This is a genomic window from Streptomyces sp. NPDC033174 (assembly GCF_055577795.1).
The window spans coordinates 498,415-515,268 of sequence record NZ_JBVIPQ010000005.1 but is presented as its reverse complement, the minus strand read 5'-3'; the positions used below and the strand labels follow the sequence as shown (position 1 = coordinate 515,268).

Here is a 16,854-nt window from a genome sequence, read left to right as displayed (position 1 = left end):
GGCTGCTCGGACCTCCGGGCGGCCCTCCCCCGCAGGCGCGGCCTCCCGCACGGATGCAGTACGTTCAGGTCATGTCCCAGCCCGCCAAGACACCCCGTGCCACGCCCACGCCCGACGCGCCGGAAAGTGCCGCGAGCACGCGCGCCGCCGCCCAGCGGCTCAAAATGCGCCGCGAGCTGGCGACGGCGGCCATGGAGCTCTTCGCGACCAAGGGTTACGAGGCGACGACGGTCGACGAGATCGCCGCGACCGCCGGGGTGGCCCGCCGGACCTTCTTCCGGCACTTCCGGTCGAAGGAAGAGGCGATCTTCCCGGACCACGACGACACCCTGGTGCGCGCCGAGGCGGTCCTGAACGCCGCGCCGGCGCACGAGCACCCGCTGGACACGGTCTGCCGGGGCATCAAGGAAGTCATGAAGATGTACGCGGCGTCGCCCGCGGTCTCGGTGGAGCGCTACCGCCTCACCCGTGAGGTGCCCACGCTCCGGGAGCGTGAGATCGCGTCGGTGGCCCGCTACGAGCGATTGTTCACCCGCTATCTGCTGGGCCACTTCGACGAGCGCGACCACCACGACGGCAATGACGACCCGCTGCTGGCCGAGGTGGCCGCCTCCGCGGTGGTCACCGCCCACAACCATGTACTGCGCCGCTGGCTGAGGGCGGGCGGCCAGGGGGACGTGGAGAGCCAATTGGACCACGCCTTCGCCATCGTGCGGGAGACCTTCGGATCCGGCATAGGCGCCGGCCGCCCGGCCACGAGCCAGACCTCGCCGGCCGGCCCCGCGGGCACCGCCACCGCGTCCGTGGAGGGCGAGGTCCTGGTCGCCGTGGCCCGTACCGACGCCCCGCTCGACGAGGTCATGCGCACCATCCAGCAGGCCCTCAAGGACAACTGACACACCCTCACAACAGCGGCCGGCCCCCTATGGGGCCGGCCGTTTCCGTATGCCCGGAGACCCCATTCGATCGATCATCGCTCATGTGTGTCCAGCGGATGGCATCTGAGTGAAATTGTTGGCACCCAGTGCCTTGCCAGGTGACACGGCGTGCCATACGTTGATGTTGTCCGGGCGGCCGGCGCGCCGAGTCCATCTCGTGCGCCGGCTGTCCCCACAAGCGATCGTGATTGTGCGCCCGGACGCCTGCGTCACAGGCAACCTCCCGCGCCACCCGCGCTGCCACGCACCACCCGCCGAACCGACGGCACACCTCCACACACAGCACCGCCCTCTCCTCGGAGAGGTTCACCCTCAAAGAACGCGCATCGCCGGAGGCAATACCGTGAAGGAAATCCTGGACGCGATCCAGTCGCCGGACTCCACGTCCGCCGACTTCGCCGCTCTGCCGCTTCCCGACTCGTACCGCGCGGTGACCGTGCACAAGGACGAGACCGAGATGTTCGCCGGTCTCACCACCCGCGAGAAGGACCCGCGCAAGTCCCTGCACCTCGACGACGTGCCGCTGCCGGAGCTCGGCCCGGGCGAGGCCCTGGTGGCCGTCATGGCCAGCTCCGTGAACTACAACTCGGTCTGGACCTCGATCTTCGAGCCGGTGTCGACGTTCAGCTTCCTGGAGCGCTACGGAAAGCTCTCCGAGCTCACCAAGCGCCATGACCTGCCGTACCACATCATCGGCTCCGACCTCGCGGGCGTCGTCCTGCGCACCGGCCCGGGCGTCAACGCCTGGAAGCCCGGCGACGAGGTCGTCGCGCACTGCCTGTCCGTCGAGCTCGAGTCGAGCGACGGCCACAACGACACCATGCTCGACCCCGAGCAGCGGATCTGGGGCTTCGAGACCAACTTCGGCGGCCTCGCCGAGATCGCGCTCGTGAAGTCGAACCAGCTGATGCCGAAGCCGGACCACCTTTCCTGGGAGGAGGCGGCGTCGCCGGGCCTGGTCAACTCCACCGCGTACCGCCAGCTGGTCTCGCGCAACGGCGCCGGCATGAAGCAGGGCGACAACGTCCTGATCTGGGGCGCCAGCGGCGGCCTCGGCTCGTACGCCACCCAGTTCGCCCTGGCCGGCGGCGCCAACCCGATCTGTGTCGTCTCCAGCCCCCAGAAGGCGGACATCTGCCGCGCGATGGGCGCCGAGGCGATCATCGACCGCAACGCCGAGGACTACAAGTTCTGGAAGGACGAGCACACCCAGGACCCGAAGGAGTGGAAGCGCTTCGGCAAGCGCATCCGCGAGCTCACCGGCGGCGAGGACATCGACATTGTCTTCGAGCACCCGGGCCGCGAGACCTTCGGCGCCTCCGTGTACGTCACCCGCAAGGGCGGCACCATCACCACCTGCGCCTCGACCTCGGGCTACATGCACGAGTACGACAACCGCTACCTGTGGATGTCGCTGAAGCGCATCATCGGCTCGCACTTCGCCAATTACCGCGAGGCGTGGGAGGCCAACCGTCTGATCGCCAAGGGCAAGATCCACCCGACGCTCTCCAAGGTCTACTCCCTGGAGGACACCGGCCAGGCCGCGTACGACGTCCACCGCAATCTGCACCAGGGCAAGGTCGGCGTCCTGGCGCTGGCACCCCGCGAGGGCCTGGGCGTGCGCGACCAGGAGCTGCGCGACAAGCACATCGACGCCATCAACCGCTTCCGTAACATCTGAGGCCCCCACATGACAGAGCGTCAGAAGGACCGGCCGTGGCTCATGCGGACGTACGCCGGTCACTCGACCGCCGAGGCGTCGAACGAGCTCTACCGGCGTAACCTCGCCAAGGGTCAGACCGGCCTGTCGGTCGCGTTCGACCTGCCGACGCAGACCGGATACGACCCCGACCACATCCTCGCCCGCGGCGAGGTGGGCCGGGTCGGTGTCCCGGTCTCGCATCTCGGTGACATGCGGCGGCTGTTCCAGGACATCCCCCTGGAGCAGATGAACACCTCGATGACCATCAACGCCACCGCCATGTGGCTGCTGGCGCTCTATCAGGTGGTGGCCGAGGAGCAGGGTGCGGACATCACCAAGCTCCAGGGCACCACGCAGAACGACATCGTGAAGGAGTACCTGTCGCGCGGGACGCACGTCTTCCCGCCCGGCCCGTCGCTGCGCCTCACGACGGACATGATCACCTACACGGTGAACCACATCCCGAAGTGGAACCCGATCAACATCTGCAGCTACCACCTGCAGGAGGCGGGGGCCACTCCGGTCCAGGAGATCTCGTACGCGATGTCCACGGCCATCGCCGTACTGGACGCGGTCCGCGCCTCCGGGCAGGTCCCGGAGGACCGCTTCGGCGATGTCGTCGCCCGGATCTCCTTCTTCGTGAACGCGGGCGTCCGCTTCGTCGAGGAGATGTGCAAGATGCGCGCCTTCGGCCGCATCTGGGACAAGGTCACGCGTGAGCGGTACGGCATCGAGAACGAGAAGCAGCGCCGTTTCCGCTACGGGGTCCAGGTCAACTCGCTCGGCCTGACCGAGGCGCAGCCGGAGAACAACGTCCAGCGCATCGTCCTCGAGATGCTGGCCGTGACCCTCTCCAAGGACGCCCGCGCCCGGGCCGTGCAGCTTCCCGCGTGGAACGAGGCGCTGGGGCTTCCCCGGCCCTGGGACCAGCAGTGGTCGCTGCGCATCCAGCAGGTCCTGGCGCACGAGTCGGACCTGCTGGAGTACGAGGACATCTTCGAGGGTTCGCACGTCATCGAGGCCAAGGTGAGCGCCCTGGTCACCGAGTGCCTCGCGGAGATCGACCGGATCCAGGAGATGGGCGGCGCGATGGCCGCCGTCGAGTCCGGCTACCTCAAGTCGCAGCTGGTCTCCTCGCACGCCGAGCGGCGGGCCCGGATCGAGGCGGGTGACGAGAAGATCGTCGGCGTCAACATCTTCGAGACGACCGAGGAGAACCCGCTCACCGCGGACCTCGACACGGCGATCATGACGGTCGACCCGGCGAACGAGGCGCGGGTGGTCGCCAAGCTCCACGAGTGGCGCGACAACCGGGACGAGTCCCGTGCGCAGGAGGCGCTGGCCGCGCTGAAGGCGACGGCAGCCGGTGAGGGCAACCTCTTCGAGGCCACCGTGGAGTGCGCCCGGGCGGGCGTCACCACCGGTGAGTGGTCGTGGGCGCTGCGGGACGTGTTCGGCGAGTTCCGCGCCCCCACGGGGGTGTCGTCGGCCCCGGTCGCCGTCACCGCCGAGGCGGGCACGCCGCTGGCCGCCGTACGCGAGAAGGTGACGCGCACCGCCGAGGAGCTCGGCTCCGGCCGGCTGCGTCTGCTGGTCGGAAAGCCGGGTCTGGACGGGCACTCCAACGGGGCCGAGCAGATCGCCGTACGTGCCCGGGACGCCGGCTTCGAGGTGGTCTACCAGGGCATCCGGCTGACCCCGGAGCAGATCGTCAACGCCGCTCTGGCGGAGGACGTGCACTGCGTGGGCCTGTCCATCCTCTCCGGCTCGCACGCCGAGCTGGTGCCGGACGTACTGGGCCGGCTGCGCGAGGCGGGAGCCACCGACATTCCGGTCATCGTCGGCGGGATCATCCCCAACGCCGACGCCGCAGATCTGAAGCGCGCGGGTGTGGCCGCCGTCTTCACCCCGAAGGACTTCGGTATCACGGAGATCATCGGCCGTATCGTCGACGAGATCCGCACAGCGAACAAGCTCGACCCTCTGGAGGTCCCCGCATGACGGTCAACCGTCTCCGCCCGCGCCGCTCCTGCCTGGCGGTCCCCGGCTCCAACCCGCGCTTCCTCGAGAAGGCGCAGGGCCTGCCGGCCGACCAGGTCTTCCTGGACCTGGAGGACGCCTGCGCGCCGCTCGCCAAGCCCGAGGCGCGGCACACGATCGTGAAGTTCCTCAACGAGGGCGACTGGGCCGGCAAGACGCGTGTCGTACGGGTCAACGACTGGACGACCGAGTGGACGTACCGCGATGTCGTCACCGTCGTCGAGGGCGCCGGCCAGAACCTCGACTGCATCATGCTGCCCAAGGTCCAGGACGCCCAGCAGATCGTGGCGCTCGACCTGCTCCTGACGCAGATCGAGAAGACCATGGGCTTCGAGGTCGGCAAGATCGGCATCGAGGCGCAGATCGAGAACGCCCAGGGCCTCAACAACGTCAACGCGATCGCGCAGGCCTCCCCGCGCGTCGAGACGATCATCTTCGGCCCGGCCGACTTCATGGCCTCCATCAACATGAAGTCCCTGGTCGTCGGTGAGCAGCCGCCCGGCTACGACGCCGACGCGTACCACTACATCCTGATGAAGATCCTGATGGCGGCCCGCGCCAACAACCTCCAGGCGATCGACGGCCCCTACCTGCAGATCCGCAACCAGGAGGGCTACAAGGCCGTCGCGCGGCGCGCCGCCGCCCTCGGGTTCGACGGCAAGTGGGTGCTGCACCCGGACCAGGTCGCCGCGGCGAACGAGATCTTCTCGCCCTCGCAGGAGGACTTCGACCACGCCGAGCTGATCCTGGACGCGTACGACTACTACACGTCCGAGGCCGGCGGCAAGAAGGGCTCCGCGATGCTCGGCGACGAGATGATCGACGAGGCCAGCCGCAAGATGGCCCTGGTCATCTCCGGCAAGGGCCGCGCCGCCGGTATGCGGCGCACCACCAAGTTCGAGATCCCGGAGGCCTGAGGACCATGCAGTTCGGCCGCACCTACGAAGAGTTCGAAGTCGGCGCCGTCTACAAGCACTGGCCCGGAAAGACGGTCACCGAGTACGACGACCACCTCTTCTGCCTGCTGACGATGAACCACCACCCGCTCCACATGGACACCAACTATGCGGAGAAGACGACCGACTTCGGGAAGAACGTCGTCGTCGGCAACTACATCTACTCGCTGCTCCTCGGCATGTCGGTGCCGGACGTCTCCGGCAAGGCCATCGCCAACCTGGAGATCGAGTCGCTGAAGCACGTGGCGCCGACCTTCCACGGCGACACCATCTACGGCGAGACGACCGTGCTCGACAAGACGCCGTCGAGGTCGAAGAGCGACCGCGGCATCGTCTACGTCGAGACCAAGGGCTACAAGCAGGACGGCACGCTGGTGTGCGTCTTCCGCCGCAAGGTGATGGTCCCCACCGAGACGTACATCAAGGAGCGCGGCGGCGAGCAGCCCGGCCGCCCGGAACTCAAGGCGCAGGAGAAGTAGTCATGGCGCGACTCGCCCAGACCCACGGTCTGACCGATGTGCAGCAGGAGATCCTGTCCACCGTCCGGGAGTTCGTCGACAAGGAGATCATTCCTGTCGCGACGGAGCTGGAGCACCGCGACGAGTACCCCCAGGACATCGTGGACGGGCTCAAGGAGCTCGGTGTCTTCGGTCTGATGATCCCCGAGGAGTACGGGGGCCTGGGTGAGTCGCTGCTCACCTACGCGCTGTGCGTGGAGGAGATCGCCCGGGGCTGGATGTCGGTCTCCGGCATCATCAACACGCACTTCATCGTGGCGTACATGCTCAAGCAGCACGGCACGCAGGAGCAGAAGGACACCTTCCTGCCGCGGATGGCGGCGGGCGAGGTGCGTGGCGCGTTCTCGATGTCGGAGCCGGCTCTCGGCTCGGATGTGTCGGCGATCACGTCCAAGGCGGTCAAGGACGGCGACGAGTACGTCCTGAACGGCCAGAAGATGTGGCTCACGAACGGCGGAACGTCAACGCTCGTCGCCGTTCTCGTCCGAAGTGACGAAGGCCACCCCGAGGGCACCGCCCCCCACAAGTCGATGACGACCTTCCTCGTCGAGAAGGAGCCCGGCTTCGGAGAGGTCCGCCCCGGCCTCACCATCCCCGGGAAGATCGACAAGATGGGTTACAAGGGGGTCGACACCACCGAACTCATCATGGACGGACTGCGCATTCCGGCCAATCGTGTCCTTGGCGGCACCACCGGCCGAGGGTTTTACCAAATGATGGACGGTGTCGAGGTCGGCCGCGTGAATGTGGCGGCCCGTGGCTGTGGCGTCGCTCAGCGTGCCTTCGAACTGGGTGTCTCCTATGCCCAGCAGCGTCACACTTTCGGCAAGGCGATCGCGCAGCACCAGGCGATCCAGTTCAAGTTGGCCGAAATGGCTACCAAGGTCGAGGCCGCTCATGCGATGATGGTGAACGCAGCGCGCAAAAAGGACTCCGGGGAACGAAACGACCTCGAAGCAGGGATGGCGAAGTACCTCGCCTCCGAATACTGCAAGGAAGTCGTGGAGGACGCGTTCCGCATTCATGGCGGATATGGGTTCTCGAAGGAGTACGAGATCGAGCGCCTCTACCGAGAGGCTCCGATGCTGCTCATCGGTGAAGGTACCGCCGAGATCCAGAAAATGATCATCGGTCGTCGGCTGCTCGAGGAGTACCGATTCCAGGGTTGATTGTCGCATTTGGGTCGGTTTGGCCGCGAAGAAGATCACACCCTGTCATCTTCTTCCGGCCGTCGACTCGGCTTCTGGCTTGCCCAGTTGCGGCCCGCAACCGATAGCATCGCCCGAAAGCCGCCGTCCCCCGCCAGTGCGGCATCATCCGCTACGAAGGTCTTCCATGCCCCACAGCCAAACCTCTGCACCTCGCGACAGCCGTGTCGGCGTACGCCTCGCGCGCGGAGCATCGCCGTGGCTTCTGCCGACCGTCGCCACCGCAGCACTCAGCCTTGCCCGCTCGCGCCGTTCCAAGCGTGCCGCGGCCATCGCCGTGCCTGCCACCGCTCTGGCGGCGGGCATGCTGTGGTTCTTCCGCGACCCCGAGCGCGAGATCGCTCAGGGCCGGGTCATCTCGCCCGCCGACGGTGTGGTGCAGAGCATCATGCCGTGGAAGGACGGACGCACCCGGGTCGCCATCTTCATGAGCCCGCTGAACGTCCACGTCAACCGCGCGCCCCTGGCGGGCACGGTGACGTCCGTCGAGCACGTGCCCGGCGGTTTCGTTCCGGCGTTCAACAAGGAGAGCGAGAACAACGAGCGCGTTGTCTGGCACTTCGACACCGAGCTCGGCGACATCGAGATGGTGCAGATCGCGGGCGCCGTCGCCCGGCGCATCGTGCCGTACATCCCGCAGGGGACCAAGGTCGAGCAGGGCGAGCGCATCGGACTGATCCGTTTCGGATCGCGCGTTGACATCTACCTTCCGGAAGGTGTCGACGTCGCTGTCGAGGTCGGTCAGACCACGACCGCGGGGGTGACTCGAATTGACCGTGATTGATCCTGAGACTCAGGCCGGCTGGGTGGCGGAGGCCGAGGCGGAGTCGGCGGACGCCGTCGAGGAGATGCCTCTCTCGCTGCGGCTGTCGATAGCGGACACCCTCACGCTCGGTAACGCGACGTGCGGATTCATGGCGGTGTACTTCACCACCACCGGCATCCTCATCCCGCACCTCACGGGCAGCAACGAGTCCGGCATGGCGCGCAACAGCGCCGCCACCGCCGTGATCCTGATGCTGTGCGCGGCGATCTTCGACCTCTTCGACGGACTCGTGGCCCGCAAGCTGCGCAGCTCGCCGATGGGCGCGGAGCTGGACAACCTGTCGGACCTGATCAGCTTCGGTCTGGCCCCGGCCTACTTCGTGCTCGTGTACGGGATGGTCGCGGACGACGCGCAGCAGAAGGTCTCGGCGGTTGCCGCGATCGTGGTGCTGCTGGCGGTGGTGCTGCGACTGGCCAGATTCTCGTGCGTGACGATGAAGGACGGCATGTTCCAGGGCATGCCGAGCCCGTTCGGCGCGCTCACCGTCGTCTCGATCGTGCTCCTCGAGCTGCCGTTCATCCCGACGCTGCTCGCGATCATCGGAGTGGCCTGGCTGATGGTGAGCCGGGTCGAGTACCCCAAGCCGCGGGGTGTCCTCGCGGTGGCGATGCTCGGCTGGATCGTCGGGGCGATGGGGATGCTGGCGGCCTGGGCGTTCGACGCTCCGGGCGGACAGATCCTGCTCCAGACCGGCTGCGCGCTGCAGGTGGTCATGGGCGCGGTGATCCCGCTCTTCGCGACGGCCCGCCGGGTGAACACCTTCCGCGGCAACCGCCGCGAAACTCGCGAGGCCCGCGCGGAGGCCAGGGCAGCGCAGCTGCCGTAAGGGCGGACGACTGACCAAAGGGCCCGGGTGCGACAAACGCACCCGGGCCCTTTGGTGTGCCGGGGGGCGCCACATGGAGCGCCTGTGGGTTCTGTGCGCGGTGACGGTGGACCGGCCGGGGCCTACGAGGCCCGTGGACGCCGCACCCCTCCGTCCCGCGGAGGCGTCGGTCCGGCGCCTGCGGCCGCCGCGGCGGTCCGGAGGCTGCGATCCCGGGCAGCCACGCGGCGACCGCGGGAAGCGGGTCGCCTCGCGGGGCCTGGGAGGTTCGGTGGGAGGCGGGCCCGGCCGACGGGCCCGGCGGTGCGGAGGGCCCGGATGCCCCCGGCAGGGTTCCGGGAAGGGCGGGGTGGGGCAAAGCCCCGCCCCGCCCGTTCCGGCTACGCCAGGAAGTCGCCCGCGATGTTCGACGCCACCTGCTCCAGCAGCGGGCCCGCGTTCGCGATGCACTTCGCCGTGTCCGGTTCCAGGTCCGTCAGCGGGTAGGCGCGGCGGATGCCCGCCTCGCTCAGGGCCTCCTTCGGCAGGGCGAGACGGCCGCAGACCGCCACGACCTCCTTGCCCGCCGCGCGGGCCGCCGCGGCGACGCCCGCCGGGGCCTTGCCGTGGAGGGTCTGCTCGTCCAGGGAGCCCTCGCCGGTGATGACGAGCGTCGCCCGCTCCAGCGCCGGCGCGAAGCCCAGCACGTCCAGCATCAGCTCGATGCCGGGGCGGAAGCTCGCGCCGAGGCCGACGAGAGCGCCGTACCCGATGCCGCCCGCGCCACCCGCGCCCGGCGCCACCGCGCACTCCGCCGCCTTGGGCCCGATGGCCTTCTCCAGAACCGTCACGAAGTGCGAGAGCGCCGCGTCGAGGGTCTCGACGTCCTCGGGCGAGGCGCCCTTCTGCGGGCCGTAGACGGCCGGTGCGCCCTTCGGGCCGGTCAGCGGGTTGTCCACGTCGCTGGCCAGAACCAGGTCGACCTCCGCGAAGCGGGGGTCGAGGCCGGTGAGGTCGGCCGTGGCGAGCTCGCGCAGGCCACCGCCGCCGGGCCCGACAGGCTCGCCGTCCGCCGTCAGGAACCGCGCGCCCAGCGCGGCCAGCATCCCGGCCCCGCCGTCCGTCGTCGCGCTGCCGCCGACGCCGAAGACGATCGTGCGGGCTCCCGCGTCCAGCGCCGCGCGCAGCAGCTCACCGGAGCCGTACGTCGTCGACGTCAGCGCCGCGAAGACCCCGGGGGGCAGCAGCTGGAGGCCCGACGCCTCCGCCATCTCGACGACCGCCGTGCCGTCCCGCAGGGCGTACGCGGCCGTCACCGGCTCGCCGAGCGGCCCGGTGACCCGTACCTCCCGGCGTTCGAAACCGGCCGCGACCGCCGCCGCGACGGTGCCGTCGCCGCCGTCCGCGACGGGCAGTGTCTCCACTTCGAGCTCCGGGACGACCCGTCGCAGACCTTCGGTGACCCGCTCCGCGACCTGTACGGCCGTGAGCGAGCCCTTGAACTTGTCGGCCGCGACGAGCACGCGTGCGACCTCAGTTACTGCTCCGTCCGTCACCTTGCATCCCTTGCTTTCGAACAGGCAGTCGCGCCGAGGCAGACCCTATCCGTACCGTCAGACCACGTGCCACCCCCTCATAGGCCGATATTCCTCTCCAAAGGAGGACGAAATGAGCACAGGACTGATCGATCAAAGCAAGCCACCGCGCGCCACCGCCGTTCTTTCGGTAGACCGGATGTATGGGCCCACACAGGACGGACCACCCCGTACGGACGCCCCTGCGGACGCCGGACGGCCATGATCCGGAGGACTGGGTGCCCGAGGACGGTGCGCCCGACGCCGTACCGGAGGACTGGGCGCCGGAAGCCGGCGCGGCCAAGGAAGGTGTGCCCCGGGGCATCGCCCTCGCAGACCGGATCCTCGGCGGCTGGAGCGGCCGTATCGCCGGGAACATGCTCGGCAAACCCGTCGAGCGCGGCGACTACTGGACCCCCGACCGCATCGACCGCTATCTGCGCCTCACCGACGCGCTCCCCCTGACCGACTACATCCCGCCTCCCCCGCCCGGCGCGACGGGCTTCGAGCTGCGGCCCGAGTGGCCCGAATGCGTGCGGGGCCGCATCCACGGCAGCGCCCGCGACGACGACGTCGACTACGCGATCCTCGGCCTGCACCTGCTGGAGACGCACGGCTTCGGTTTCACCACCGAGCAGTTGGGGCAGTTGTGGCTGCTGTGCCTGCCCTACCGGCAGACCTTCACCGCCGAGCGCGCTGCCTACCGCAATCTGGCGAACGGTCTGCGGCCCCCGCTCACCGCCACGTACGACAATCCGCACCAGGAGTGGATCGGCGCGCTCATCCGGGCCGACGTCTTCGGCTGGACCTCCCCCGGCGACCCGCGCCGCGCCGCCGCGCTGGCCCGCCGGGACGCGGTGCTCTCCCACACCGGCAACGGCGTCTACGGCGCGATGTGGGCCGCCGCCCTGGTGGCCGCCGCCTTCACCGCCCCCGGCCCGCGCGCCGCGATCGAGACGGCCCTGGAGCGGATCCCGGCGAGCAGCCGCCTCGCCCGGACGGTCCGACACACGGTCGCGCTGTACGACGCGGGGGTGCCGTGGTCCGACACCCTCGTGGAGCTGGCGGAGGAGACGGGCCGGCTCGGCTGGATCCACGTCGTCCCGAACGCCGCCGTGATCACCGCCGGGCTGCTGTACGGGGAGGGCGACTTCACCCGGTCCATCGCGCTGACCGTGCGCGGCGGCCTGGACACCGACTCCAACGGCGCGACGGCGGGCTCGGTGGCGGGGGTGCTGTGCGGCGCGTCGGCGATCCCCGCCCAGTGGACGGACCCCCTGGAGGACCGGGTGCGCAGTGCGGTGTTCGGCTTCGACGGGGTACGGATCAGTGAACTGGCCGCGCGGACCCTGCGGTTGGCCGTCTCGGCCGCGGCCCCCGGCTAGGCTGCCGGATGTGACCACCACCGACTACGCCACGTACATCGCGGGGCTGCCCCGCGTCCTGGCCGGCGCCGCCGCCCTCTTCCGGGACGCCGAGGGTCGCGTCCTTCTCGTCGAGCCGAACTACCGGGAGGGCTGGGCGCTGCCGGGCGGCACGATCGAGTCCGACCAGGGCGAGACCCCGCGTCAGGCGGCGCGGCGGGAGACGGCGGAGGAGATCGGCCTGGACGTGGAGCTGGGCCGGCTGCTCGCCGTCGACTGGGTTCCGGGAGCGTCCCGGCCGCCGCTCGCCGCGTACGTCTACGACGGTGGCGTGCTCGACGAGGAGCAGCTCGCGGCGATCCGGCTGCAGGAGGACGAGCTGCTGTCGTGGAAGCTGGTGGCCCGCGAGGAGGTCACCGACTACCTGCTGGACGCCCTGGGGCGCCGCGTACTGGCCGCACTGGCCGCGCTGGACACCGGGGCAGGCGCCGTCGAGCTGGAGAACGGCCACCCGCCGCGCTGACCCGCCGGGGCCGTCTTCGCCCCGAAGGCCGACGACGCCGCGGAGCGCAACCTCGCCGCCGGCGCCCCCTTCGGCGCCGGTCCAGGCGCACGCCCCCGGCGCCCGTTCGGGGCTCCGCCGCTCACCCGACACCCCGTCGGGCCCGGCGGCCACCCGCACCGCCCGGCCCCACCCTCCCGCACGGCCCCCGCCGCACCGCCCCCGGTAATCGGCTCGCGGTGGCGCGCCCCCGGTGCATACGCTCCCGGCATGACTCTCGTCGCCATCCTCAGCGGCGCCGGCATCTCCACGGACTCCGGCATCCCCGACTACCGCGGGCCGGACGGGCTGTGGCGGCGTGATCCGGAGGCCGAGAAGCTGGTCACGTACGACTTCTACATGACCGACCCGGAGATCCGGCGTCGCGCCTGGCGGATGCGGCGCGACAGCAAGGCCCTGCGCGCCGAGCCGAACGCCGCGCATCGGGCCGTCGCGGAGCTGGACAAGGCGCCGGGCGTCGCCGTGCGCGTGATCACTCAGAACGTCGACGGTCTCCACCAGCTCGCGGGCCTGTCCGACCGCAAGGTCCTCGAGCTCCACGGCACGGCGCGCACGGTGGTCTGCACCGGGTGTCACGCGCGCTCCCCCATGGCGGACGCGCTCGCCCGGGTCGCGGCGGGCGAGGAGGATCCGGCGTGCCTGGCGTGCGGGGGGATCCTCAAGTCGGCGACGGTGATGTTCGGGCAGCGGCTCGACCCGGTGGTTCTCGGTGAGGCGCTGTCGATCGCGAAGGCCGCCGAGGTCTTCCTCGCGGTCGGCACGAGCCTCCAGGTCCAGCCGGCCGCCTCCCTCGCGGGCATCGCGGCCGACAACGGCGCCCGCCTGATCGTCGTCAACGCCGAGCCGACGCCCTACGACGACCGGGCCGCGGAAATCGTCCGCGAACCCATCGGCACCTCGCTGCCCGCTCTGCTGGAGCGGCTGCGCGACACGGGACGGTAGGGCCCTCGGGGCGGGGCGCTAGAAGAGGGCGTCCTCCGGCGACCCGCTCTCGAAGGCGAGCAGGCGCTGCTTGCGGTCGAGCCCGCCTCCGTAGCCGGTGAGGCTGCCGCTCGCGCCGATGACGCGGTGGCACGGCACGATGATGCCGATGGGGTTCTTGCCGTTGGCGAGGCCGACGGCGCGGGAGGCGCCGGGGCTGCCGAGGGCGTCGGCGAGTTCACCGTAGGAGCGGGTCTCGCCGTACGGGATCGCCCGGAGCTGTTCCCAGACGCGGCGCTGGAAGTCGGTGCCGTGGAGGTGGAGCGGCAGGTCGAAGTCCCGCAGCTCGCCCGCGAAGTAGGCGTCGAGCTGGCGGATCACCTCCGTGAAGGGGCCGGGGTCCGGGTCGCCGAAGGTCTCCTCGGCGGGGCGGTGGCGCTGGGCGACCATGTAGAGGCCGCTGAGGACTCCGTCCGTGGCGACGAGCGTCAGGGGGCCGTAGGGGCTGCCGACGACCGTGTACTGGCGGGGCATCTCTGAACTTCCTTATACGGGGAGGTGATTGATCGGGTGGCTGTCCGTCGCCCAGAGGTACTGGACGGCGTACGCCCGCCAGGGCCGCCACGCGGCCGCGCGGCCCGTGAGAGCGGCCGGGGTGGACGGCAGGCCGAGGCCGCCGGCCGCGCGGCGGACGCCGAGGTCGGAGGGGAGGAACGCGTCCGGGTCGCCGAGCGCCCGCATCGCGACCACCTCCACGGTCCAGGGGCCGAAGCCGGGGAGGGCGGCGAGCCGGGCGCGGGCCTCCTCCCAGTCGCTGTCGACGCCGAGCCGGAGTGACCCGTCGGCCAGCGCCTCGACGAGGGTGAGCAGGGTGGTGCGGCGGCTGCGCGGCAGGGCCAGCGACTCGGGGTCGAGGGCGGCCAGTGCCCGCGGGGTCGGGAAGAGATGGGTGAGCCCGCCCTCGGGGTCCTCGACGGGAACGCCGTGCGCCATGACCAGCCGGGCCGCGTGGGTACGGGCCGCGGCCGTCGACACCTGCTGGCCGAGCACGGCCCGTACGGCGAACTCGGCGGCGTCGACGGTACGCGGCACCCGTCTGCCCGGTGACTTGTCGACGAGGGGCGCCAGCAGCGGGTCCGCCCGCAGCCGGTCGTCGACGGCGACCGGGTCCGCGTCCAGGTCGAGCAGCCGGCGGCAGCGGCTGATGGCGATCGTCAGATCGCGCGGGTCGGTCAGGGACAGCCGGCAGGCGATGTGGTCGGGCCGTGGGGTGAGGGCGACGATGCCGTGTCCGTAGGGGAGGCTCAGGGTGCGGCGGTAGGCGCCGTCGCGCCACTCCTCGACGCCGGGCACGGCGGTCGCGGCGAGGTGGCCGAAGAGGTTGTCGGGGTTGAGCGGGGCCCGGTACGGCAGCCGCAGCGTGATCACGCCAGAGGTTCGGGCGGCCGTCGCGGTGCCCCGCGCGGCGCGGGCGCGCAGGTCCCCCGGGGCGAGTGCGAAGACCTCGCGGACGGTGTCGTTGAACGTACGGATCGAGGAGAACCCGGCGGCGAAGGCGATCTCCGCCATCGGCAGGCCCGTGGTCTCGATGAGCACCCGGGCGGTCTGGGCGCGCTGGGCGCGGGCCAGGGCCAGCGGGCCGGCGCCGAGCTCCGCCAAGAGCTGTCGCTCGATCTGCCGGGCGGAGTACCCGAGCCGGGCGGCCAGGCCGGGGACGCCCTCGCGGTCGACAACGCCGTCCTGGATGAGCCGCACGGCACGGGCGACGGCGTCGGCGCGGGCGTTCCACTCCGGCGAGCCGGGGCTGGTGTCGGGGCGGCACCGCTTGCAGGCGCGGAACCCGGCACGCTGGCAGGAGGCGGCGCTCGGGTGGAAGACCATGTTCTCGGCCTTGGGCGGCACGACCGGGCAGCTGGGGCGGCAGTAGATCCGGGTGGTCAGGACGGCGGTGAAGAAGATGCCGTCGAACCGGGCGTCCTTGGACCGGACCGCTCTGACGCAGCGCTGGGTGTCGGTGTGCATGGGTCAAGCATTGACGACGCCCCCGGGGCGGAGCTGGCGAAAAAACGACATCAACCCTCGCGCCGGTCTCCCCGGCCGGCGTCGGCAGAACCGCCGACGAGCGGACTCGCTGCGCGTTCATGCGGTCACCCGCCGCCACGCGGGCAGGGAGTTGTTTCACGGGATCAGCCTCGGGCAGGCGCCCCGCGTATCCGAATCAGTCCTAACCTGGATATATCCGCAAGCCACGAGCCTGGGGGTCTCATCATGGAACTTGGCTTTCTGAAACCGCTCTTCGCCCGGCCAGGTCCCTGGGCGTCGGTCTATATCGACACCTCACGCGCGACGGAGGACGCGGTGAAGGTGCAGCAGTTGCGGGAGCGCTCGGTCGCGTCCCAGCTCATCGACGCCGGCGCCGACGCGTACACGGTCAGGGCGGTCGTCGAGCGGCTCGCTCACGAACCCGTCTCCGGGGCGCCCCCCGGCCGCGCGCTGTTCGCCTCCGGCGCCGAGGTCGTGCTCGACGTCCCACTGGCGGTGAGCCCGCCCGCCGTCGAGGCGACCTGGTCGACCCTGCCGCACGTCTCTCCGCTCGCCGACCTCAAGGACGACGGGCCGGCGTGCCTGGTGGCCTACATCGACCGCACCGGCGCCGATCTGGAGCTGCGCGACGCGCACCACCGCGAGCACATGGGCAAGGCGGACGGCAAGGAGTGGAGGGGCCGCGGGCACCGCAGCATTCCCGGCGACCGGTACGAATGGCACTACCGCAACAAGGTCGAGAACAGCTGGAGCGAGACCGCCGAGATCATCGCGGACGAGATCACCAAGCAGTGGCCCGAGTGCGGCGCGGAGCTGCTCGTCCTGACCGGCGACTCCCGCGAGCGCAGGGCCGTCTACAACCGGCTGCCCGAGCGCGTCCAGGCAGCCACCGTGGAGCTGGAGAGCGGCAGCAGGTCGCCGGGTTCCTCGAACAGCGCGCTGGACCGGCAGATCGAGCAGGTCTGCGCGCGGGTCACCTACGACCGGATCGAGGGCGCCCTCGAGCGGTTCCGGATGGGCCGTGGCCGGCCCGGCGAACACCGCGAGGCCTCGGTGGACACCGGGCCCGGGCAAGCGGCCGAGGGCGTCCCCGCGGTCGTGGACGCCGCGCGCAGCCATCAGGTCGCGACGCTGCTGCTCGCCCAGAACGCGTCCGACGCGGGCCGAGAGGTGTGGATCGGGCCCGGGGTCGACGAGGTGGCGGTGCAGCGCGGCGAGGCGCAGGCGATGGGTGTCGCCAAGCCCGAGCGGGCCCGAGCGGACGACGCTCTGCTGCGGGCCGCCGCGGCGGCCGACAGCGAGGTCCTCGTGGTCCCGGCCGGCATGAACGGCCCGGCGGGCGGCCTCGGGGCGGTACTGCGGTGGACGGTGTGAGCCGCAGAGCGGTGGCCGGTGTG

Annotated in this window: 15 protein-coding genes; 12 read left to right on the top strand and 3 right to left on the bottom strand. The window is 70.7% G+C overall.

The features are described from left to right. Window positions 1-71 precede the first annotated feature (71 nt). The 8 genes from ACZ5VC_RS19170 (at window position 72) to pssA (ending at window position 9,014) form a co-directional block, all read left to right on the top strand. Window positions 72-896: a TetR family transcriptional regulator gene (locus tag ACZ5VC_RS19170; RefSeq protein WP_469121191.1), complete on the top strand. Its 825-nt coding sequence runs from the start codon at window positions 72-74 to the stop codon at window positions 894-896. Window positions 897-1,281: 385 nt separating this feature from the next. Then, a complete protein-coding gene (gene ccrA, locus ACZ5VC_RS19165) occupies window positions 1,282-2,619 on the top strand; it encodes a crotonyl-CoA carboxylase/reductase (RefSeq protein ID WP_469121190.1) in 1,338 nt (445 codons plus the stop codon). A 9-nt stretch (window positions 2,620-2,628) separates the two neighbouring features. Continuing rightward, on the top strand, window positions 2,629-4,641 hold the full coding sequence (locus tag ACZ5VC_RS19160) for a protein meaA (protein ID WP_469121189.1): 2,013 nt from the start codon (window positions 2,629-2,631) through the stop codon (window positions 4,639-4,641). Further along, entirely contained in the window at window positions 4,638-5,597 is a 960-nt protein-coding gene (locus tag ACZ5VC_RS19155; RefSeq protein WP_469121188.1) for an HpcH/HpaI aldolase/citrate lyase family protein, read from the top strand. Before ACZ5VC_RS19160 ends, ACZ5VC_RS19155 begins: the two co-directional genes overlap by 4 nt. A 5-nt stretch (window positions 5,598-5,602) precedes the next feature. Further along, window positions 5,603-6,115 carry a MaoC family dehydratase gene (locus tag ACZ5VC_RS19150; RefSeq protein ID WP_324974567.1) on the top strand — a complete coding sequence of 171 codons (513 nt, stop codon included), beginning with the start codon at window positions 5,603-5,605 and terminating at the stop codon, window positions 6,113-6,115. Between the two features lie 2 nt (window positions 6,116-6,117). Next, window positions 6,118-7,323 carry an acyl-CoA dehydrogenase family protein gene (locus tag ACZ5VC_RS19145; RefSeq protein ID WP_468703827.1) on the top strand — a complete coding sequence of 402 codons (1,206 nt, stop codon included), beginning with the start codon at window positions 6,118-6,120 and terminating at the stop codon, window positions 7,321-7,323. A 166-nt stretch (window positions 7,324-7,489) separates the two neighbouring features. Beyond that, the gene (locus ACZ5VC_RS19140; RefSeq protein WP_469121187.1) at window positions 7,490-8,146 is read left to right on the top strand and encodes a phosphatidylserine decarboxylase; all 657 of its coding nucleotides are present in this window, start codon (window positions 7,490-7,492) and stop codon (window positions 8,144-8,146) included. After that, a complete protein-coding gene (pssA, locus tag ACZ5VC_RS19135; RefSeq protein WP_468704812.1) occupies window positions 8,139-9,014 on the top strand; it encodes a CDP-diacylglycerol--serine O-phosphatidyltransferase in 876 nt (291 codons plus the stop codon). The genes ACZ5VC_RS19140 and pssA overlap by 8 nt, the downstream gene beginning before the upstream one ends. 380 nt (window positions 9,015-9,394) lie before the next feature. Here pssA and ACZ5VC_RS19130 read toward each other — a convergent pair whose 3' ends face one another. Next, entirely contained in the window at window positions 9,395-10,549 is a 1,155-nt protein-coding gene (locus tag ACZ5VC_RS19130) for a glycerate kinase (protein WP_469121186.1), read from the bottom strand. Between the two features lie 182 nt (window positions 10,550-10,731). On the opposite strand from ACZ5VC_RS19130, the gene ACZ5VC_RS19125 reads away from it, so the two are divergent. From ACZ5VC_RS19125 to ACZ5VC_RS19115, 3 genes are all read left to right on the top strand, one after another. Beyond that, window positions 10,732-11,952: an ADP-ribosylglycohydrolase family protein gene (locus tag ACZ5VC_RS19125; RefSeq protein ID WP_469121185.1), complete on the top strand. Its 1,221-nt coding sequence runs from the start codon at window positions 10,732-10,734 to the stop codon at window positions 11,950-11,952. A 10-nt stretch (window positions 11,953-11,962) separates the two neighbouring features. Continuing rightward, on the top strand, window positions 11,963-12,454 hold the full coding sequence (locus ACZ5VC_RS19120) for an NUDIX domain-containing protein (RefSeq protein ID WP_469121184.1): 492 nt from the start codon (window positions 11,963-11,965) through the stop codon (window positions 12,452-12,454). A gap of 249 nt (window positions 12,455-12,703) precedes the next feature. Continuing rightward, on the top strand, window positions 12,704-13,435 hold the full coding sequence (locus ACZ5VC_RS19115) for an SIR2 family NAD-dependent protein deacylase (protein ID WP_469121183.1): 732 nt from the start codon (window positions 12,704-12,706) through the stop codon (window positions 13,433-13,435). Window positions 13,436-13,453: 18 nt separating this feature from the next. Here ACZ5VC_RS19115 and ACZ5VC_RS19110 read toward each other — a convergent pair whose 3' ends face one another. Beyond that, window positions 13,454-13,948 (bottom strand): methylated-DNA--[protein]-cysteine S-methyltransferase, encoded by a 495-nt coding sequence (locus tag ACZ5VC_RS19110; protein ID WP_469121182.1) that lies wholly within the window; start codon window positions 13,946-13,948, stop codon window positions 13,454-13,456. Window positions 13,949-13,960: 12 nt separating this feature from the next. Beyond that, on the bottom strand, window positions 13,961-15,436 hold the full coding sequence (locus ACZ5VC_RS19105; RefSeq protein ID WP_469121181.1) for an AlkA N-terminal domain-containing protein: 1,476 nt from the start codon (window positions 15,434-15,436) through the stop codon (window positions 13,961-13,963). Window positions 15,437-15,682: 246 nt separating this feature from the next. Here ACZ5VC_RS19105 and ACZ5VC_RS19100 point away from each other — a divergent pair, with 246 nt between their 5' ends. Continuing rightward, window positions 15,683-16,831 carry a baeRF2 domain-containing protein gene (locus ACZ5VC_RS19100; protein ID WP_469121180.1) on the top strand — a complete coding sequence of 383 codons (1,149 nt, stop codon included), beginning with the start codon at window positions 15,683-15,685 and terminating at the stop codon, window positions 16,829-16,831. Window positions 16,832-16,854: the final 23 nt, after the last annotated feature.